A 6,515-nucleotide genomic window follows, 5' to 3' on the forward strand; every position below is an offset into this window, starting at 1 on the left:
GGGAGAGAGCACCGGGAATGTCTACTACCGCGACGCCGACGACCCGCACGAAAGTGTTGCTCGTCGACGACCACGATCTGATTCGCCGAGGCCTGCGCCACGCGTTCGAGCGCGACCGCCAGTTCGAGGTGGTGGGCGAGGCCGCGACGGCCGCCGAGGCGATCCGTCAGGCCGGCGCGCTCCAGCCCGACGTCGTGATCATGGACCTCCGGCTGCCCGACGGCAGCGGGCTGGAGGCCACCCGCGCCCTGCGCAAGACCAGCAACACCATGGGCATCGTCGTGCTGACCATGTACGCCGGCGACGACCAGCTCTTCGGCGCGCTCGAGGCCGGGGCCTCGGCGTTCGTGCCGAAGACGGCCCCCGCCGACGAGGTCGTGGCGGCCGCCCGGCACGCCGCCTCGGCGCCCAGCGCATTCACCGCGGCCGACCTGGCCGAGGCGATGAAGCGCCGGTTGGCCCCGAGCGGCCCGCAGCTGTCCCCCCGCGAAGGTCAGGTCCTGCGGCTGCTGGCCGACGGCATGAGCGTGGCCGGCATCGCCAAGCAGCTGTTCGTCTCCGAGTCCACCGCGAAGACCCACATCTCCAAGCTCTACGAGAAGCTCGGCGCCGCCAACCGGGCCCAGGCCCTCATGACCGCGCTGCGTCTCGGCCTGCTCGAAGCGCCCGACGCCCCCAGTTTCTGACGCGTTCTCGTTCTACCCCCGAAATCGCGCGGACGGCCGGCTCCCGATACCCCCGGCAGCCGGCCGCGCCATTCCCGGAATGCCGGGGCCGTTTCGCCGAAAGCCATCCCCCGAACGGTTGCTCCCGGGAAAAGAGCGGCTTTCCGCGCGCGTTTTCTTATTGCGGTGACAGCAGCGCCTGCAAGCGGGCCGCCTGCGTCTCCCAGCGCCACTCGGACTCGACCCACGCGCGCCCGGCCGCGCCCATCCGGGCGGCGAGCGCACGATCGCGCAACAACGTGACGAGCCGGTCGGCCACCGCGTCCACGTCACGGCCCGGGACCACGAAACCCGTCTCGCCCTCCCGCACCGCGTTCGGGGCGCCGCCGGAGTCGCCGGCGAGCACCGGCAGGCCCGTCGCCGAGGCCTCGAGGTACACGATCCCCAGCCCTTCGACGTCGAGCCCGCGCCGCCGGGTCCGGCAGGGCATCGCGAACACGTCACCGGCCGCGTAGTGCGCGGGCAGCTCGGCCCACGCGACCGCCCCGGTGAAGACCACGTGCTCGCCCACGCCCTGCTCGCGCGCCAGCCGCTCGAGCGTCGCGCGGTACGGCCCGCCGCTCACCACCAGCAGCGCCGCGTCCGGCACGGCCCGGCGGATGTGCGGCAGCGCCCGGATGAGCACGTCCTGCCCCTTGCGCGGCACGAGCCGGGACACGCACACGATCACCGGACGGCCGGCCAGCCCGTACCGCTGCCGGATCTCGGCCCCGTCGACCTCCGGCGAGTAGGCGTCCACGTCGACGCCGGGCGCGAGCTGCTGCAGCTGCGTAAGCTCGCCGATCGCGCGGGCGAGCCGCACCCGGAAGTACTCCCCCAGGTACGTGACCACCTCCGTCCCCCGCGCGATGCGCCGCAGCAGGGCGCGCGCCCCCGGCAGCGCCGCCCATCCGGCCTCGTGCCCGTGCGTGATCGCCACCGCCCGCTCGATCCCGGCGCGGCGGCGCAGCCCGTCGGCGAGCAGCCCGAGCGGGGCCGCGGCGCCGAACCAGACCCGGTCGCAGCCGCGGGCGCGCGCGATCTCGGCGGCGCGCCGGGCCACCCGCGGGGTCGGCAGCAGCATGCCGGTGGACTCGCGGACGACCTCGAAGGGCTGCTCGGCGTCGAACTTCTCGGCGCCCGCATACGTGGAGGCGTAGACGACGACCTCGTCGCGCGGCTGGCGGACGGCGAGGTTGTGCACGAACTGCTGAATGCCGCCCGGCCGGGGCGGGAAGTCGTTCGTGATCAGCAGTGAGGTCGCCACCCGCCGACCTTAGCCGTCCGGCCGTGCTCCTGAGTGGCGGTACCTAGCGCGAATGGGTACCGCGACTCAGGACCGCGGGCCGGCCCGGACGGCAGATTCTTGGCATGCCGCACACGCTCACTGACGGGGACGCCGCGGCCGCGCGGCGACGGGACGTGTTGTACCGCGGGGTCACGCGGGCGCTGGCGGTCGCGCTGGTGCCTGTCGCGTGGCTGGTCGCCGCTCGCCGGCCCGGGCTTCTTTCCGTGCCCGCGCTGTTTTCCGGACCCGCGCGTTTTGTCGGGTCGGCGCGCGGGCGCGGTCTCGGGCCCGCGCGGCACGTCGCTTGTCAGTGGGCGCTGGCGGCGCGCTTCCCGGCCGAGGATCTGGCCGGGCTTACGGGGGCGACCCGGGTCGCGTTCGAGGCGGCCCGGGCCGAGGCGCTGTGGCGGCACGGCGAGCTGATCGGCCTCACGTCGGGCTATCGCCACCCGCTGGAGCAGGCCCGGCTCTTCGCCGCGGCGGTCGACCGCGACGGTTCGGTGGCCGCGGCCTGGCGCCGGGTGCTGCCCCCGCACGCGTCGCGGCACGTGGCCGGGACCGCCCTGGACGTGCGGCCGACCGAGGGCGCGCGGTGGCTGGAGCGGCACGGGTACCGCCACGGGCTCTACCGGACCTACGACAACGAGTGGTGGCACTTCGAGTACCGGCCGGACGGGCGGCCCGTGCGCCTTCCCCACCCCGGCGTGCCCGCGCCCCGCCTGTGCACGACCGCGGCGCATCGGCGATGATCTCTGCGATGTCCACGCTTCCCGCCCCCGTCCGCCGCGCCGCCCCGCTGGTGGGCGGCCTCAGCGGCGCCCTGCTGCTCGTGGTCGCGTCGTCCGCGCAGCGCACGCTCGACGGCGGGCCGAACAACCTGGTGATGTACCTGGCGCTGCAGGCCGCTCCCCGCGACGCGCTCGACACCGCGTTCGAGCTGGGCCCGATCGTCGTCATCGTGACCGCGCTCGTACTGCTGCGCTGGTGGCCGGCGCTCATGGCGGGGGCGGGGCTGCTGGCGGTACCGCTGCTGCTGCCGCCGGAACTGGCGTCGGAGCTGCCGCTGTCGGCGGGCGTGCTGACCCGGTGCAGCCAGCCGCTGGCGCTCGTCGCGATGCTCGCGGCCGCGCAGGCGATGCTCCGCCGCGGCGAAACGGGCCGCGGCACGCTTGTCGCGGGGCTGGCCGTCGGCACGTCGCTGCTGGGCATGGCGATCACCGACACTCACTGGCAGTTCCTGGGCACCGTGCGGCCCTGGCTCAACGGCCCGGTCGCGCTCGGCATCGCCGGAGCGGCGACGACGGCGGCCCTGCTGGGCGGCCGCGACCCCGACGCGTGGCCGGACGGCGCGCCGCACGAGGGCTGGTCCCGGCTGCGCCCCGTCCTGGCCGGCGGCCTGGCGCTGGCCCTCGCCTTCCCGCTCGGCCTGCTCACGCCGGAGCGCCTGGCCATGCTGCTGGGCGTGTCGCAGAGCGCGATGTTCCGGCACGGGTACGTTGCCGGCGCGGTCATCGGCACGATCACGCTGGTCGTCGTGGCCGGCCTGGCGGCGATGGCCGGCCCGTGGTCGTTGGGCGGCGCCCTGACCGCGGCGGTCGCGCAGGTCGGCATGGTCGCGCCGCTGATCCTGGCGATGGGCGCGCTGCAGTACACCGCGCTGCCCATCTTCGCCGTGCTGGCCGGCGTCGCGGCCGGGGCGGCCCTGGCCTGGACCCGCCTGCGCGTGCCGCTGACCGTCGCCGTCACGGTGGCCGCCGCGACGGCGCTGTTCATCGCGTACGCGGCCACGACCGGCAACCCCGAGAGGCTCGTCCAGCAGCAGAGCGTGATCCCGGGCATCCTGATCGCCGTCCTGATCACCGCCGCAGCGACGGCAACCGTCGGCACCGTAGCTCCGGCCCTGGCCCCGTCGGGCGCCGTGCCCGCGGCCCTGGGCCCGCTCGCGATCGTCCTGGCCCTGGGCGGCCGCGAGGCGGTCCTGGCCACCTACCTGCGCGACGGCCTGCCCCAGTCCTCGTACTTCAACCCGGTCTACCACATCACCACATCGGCCGTCCTGCTCCTCGTAGCCGCCGCCGGCGTGGGCGGCCTCGGCTTCGCCCAGCAGTGGGCGGCCCGCCGAGCCGACCGCCGCCGCGCAGAACAGATCCGCCAAGAGGCCGCCGAGGCCGAACGCAACCGCCTGGCCCGCCCCATCCACGACGGCGTCCTGCAGGTACTGGCCCTCATGCAACGCCACGGCGCCGAACTGGGCGGCCAGGGCGCGCAGCTGGCCACCTTGGCCGGCGAGCAGGAGCAGGCCCTGCGCAACCTCCTGTCGGGCAACCCGGTGGCCCCACCCGCGAACCGCCTGGACCTGCGAGCCATCCTGACGACCCTCGCCTCCCCCACGGTCGACGTGGCCGCGCCCGCGAATCCGGTACTCCTGACGGCCACCGCCTCCACCGAACTCACGGCCGCGGTGCAGGCCGCCCTGGACAACGTGCACCGCCACGCGGGCCCGACGGCCCACGCGTGGGTCCTCCTGGAGGACGAGGGCGACGCGGTACGCGTAACCGTCCGCGACGACGGCGTGGGCTTCACCCCGGACCGCCTGACGGAGGCCACGTACGCGGGCCGCTTGGGGGTGGCCCAGTCCATGCGCGGGCGGATCGCGGACCTGGGCGGAACGACGGAGATTTACAGCCACCCGGGAAGGGGCACAGAGGTCGAGTTCTACGTACCGCGAAACCGCACCACACCGGCGTGACTCCTCCCGCCGTGCCGCTCGACACCCCGACGTGGACGGCTGTTGCCCTCGTCTGGTCCGAACTGACGTAGTCGGCCCGAACCCCCTCCACGCCGCGACCTCGTGCACGGCCCGCGGCACCACCTCGTAACGCAGCCATGCACTCCGCCGCCGACTTAGCGGGCCGGGACGCACAGGCTCTCCTGGTGGGCCCGGCCCGGCTCGTGACGCAGCGCGGGTGGCGAACACGGGTTCGCGAGCGGCGGGCGCCCGGCGCTGTGGCGGAACCGAGGCAAGTCGACGACGTGGCGGGTCGGGCGAGCTGGATGCGCACGGAGCAGACGACGACGGTGTGGGCGTAGCCAGCGGGAGTCAACGCGGACGGGGGCGGCGGCGCGGCGGGCGAGGCCACGCGCCGCGGGACGAAACCATGCGGCGCGGCGCCGGGCGAGACGAAACCATGCGGCGCCGGCGCGGCGCGGCGCGGCGTGGGGCGGCGCGGTGCGGTGCGGTGCGGGGCGGGACGGCGCGATGCGAGACGGGACGAGACGACGCGGCGCGGGGCGGGACGGCGCGGGGCGGGACGGCGCGGGGCGAGACGGCGCGGGGCGAGACGAAACCATGCGACGCGACGCGACGCGGGACAGGACGGCCCGGGGCGAGACGAAACCATGCGATGCGACGCGACGCGGGACAGGACGGCCCGGGGCGAGACGAAACCATGCGGTGCGGTGCGGTGCGGCGCGGGGCAGGGCGAGACGACGCGACGCGGCGCGGCGCGGCGCGGCGCGGCGCGGGACGGGGCAACCCCTCCGCGCAGGGCGGGCGTGACGGCGTAGGGCGGGCGCGGCACGGCGAGACTATGCGGCGCGGCGCAGGGTGGCGGGGGCGAGGCGACGCGGGAAGACGGGGTCAGGGCGCGGAGCGACGCAGCGCAGGGCGGGCGCGGCGGCACAGAAACGTGGCGCGTGGCGAGGCGGAGCGGCGCAGGGCGAGGCGACGCGAGGGCGGAGCGAGACGCGGGCGACGCGGCGCAGGGCGGCGTGGTGCGAGGCGGCGCCGTGGGCGGAACGAGGCGCGGACGCGGGGCGAAGCGTCGCGGCGGCGGGCGGCAGGGGCGGAGCAAGACGTGTGCGCAGGGCAGTAAGAGGTCGGGCGCCGCGACGGCGCGGCGGCGAGGCCCGGGCAGGCCAGAGCGATCCGGGGCCGAGGCGGGGCGAAGCGGGGCGGCGTGACGGCGGGCGGCGCAGTGATAAGGCGAGGCGCTGCGGCGTAGGCAGCGCGACGGCGAAGGACTGGCGCGGAGCGGGCGGGCGGAACGCGGACAGAGCATTCAGAGCAGAGGGCGGGGGCCGAGACGCGGGCGACGCGGCGCAGGGAGGCGCGGGGCGAGGCGGAACGAGATGCAGGCGAAGGGCGACGCGGGGCGAGATGCGGGCGCGAGGCGGCGAGAGGCGGAACGGCCTGACCCAACACAGTGGCGAGGCGCAGGCAGAGGCGATGCGCGGTCGAGGCAGGCAGGGCGACGGCGCAAGGACAGGAGACGGGGCGCCGCGCGGCCGCGCAGGTCGGCCTCGGCGGCGTAGGGCGGCGCGAAGCAGGCGGGGCGGAGCGCCCGGACAGACCGGACAGAGCAGAGCAGCGCGGGCAGAAGCGGAGCCGGGCAGAGCTGGAAGCGGGCAGCGCAGCGCAGAGCGGGCAGCGCAGAGCGGGCAGCGCAGAGCGGGCAGCGCAGAGCGGGCAGCGCAGAGCGGGCAGCGCAGAGCGGGCAGCGCAGAGCGGGCAGCGCAGAGCG

The 6,515-nt window shown here is 76.0% G+C and carries 4 protein-coding genes; 3 read left to right on the plus strand and 1 reads right to left on the minus strand.

The window, feature by feature from the left end:
* The first annotated feature begins 17 nt into the window (after nucleotides 1-17).
* A complete protein-coding gene (locus tag AB0B76_RS23755) occupies nucleotides 18-686 on the plus strand; it encodes a response regulator transcription factor (RefSeq protein ID WP_345130927.1) in 669 nt (222 codons plus the stop codon).
* Nucleotides 687-843: 157 nt separating this feature from the next.
* Here the strand turns inward: AB0B76_RS23755 and AB0B76_RS23760 are convergent, their stop codons facing one another.
* Nucleotides 844-1,971: a glycosyltransferase family 4 protein gene (locus tag AB0B76_RS23760; RefSeq protein ID WP_360378865.1), complete on the minus strand. Its 1,128-nt coding sequence runs from the start codon at nucleotides 1,969-1,971 to the stop codon at nucleotides 844-846.
* A 104-nt stretch (nucleotides 1,972-2,075) separates the two neighbouring features.
* Between AB0B76_RS23760 and AB0B76_RS23765 the strand changes: the two genes are divergently transcribed.
* Nucleotides 2,076-2,741, plus strand: a complete 666-nt coding sequence (locus AB0B76_RS23765) for a D-alanyl-D-alanine carboxypeptidase (protein ID WP_360378868.1) — start codon at nucleotides 2,076-2,078, stop codon at nucleotides 2,739-2,741.
* A gap of 8 nt (nucleotides 2,742-2,749) precedes the next feature.
* Nucleotides 2,750-4,741, plus strand: a complete 1,992-nt coding sequence (locus AB0B76_RS23770; RefSeq protein ID WP_360378871.1) for an ATP-binding protein — start codon at nucleotides 2,750-2,752, stop codon at nucleotides 4,739-4,741.
* The last annotated feature ends 1,774 nt before the right edge of the window (nucleotides 4,742-6,515 follow it).

Source organism: Dactylosporangium sp. NPDC049140 (assembly GCF_040648435.1).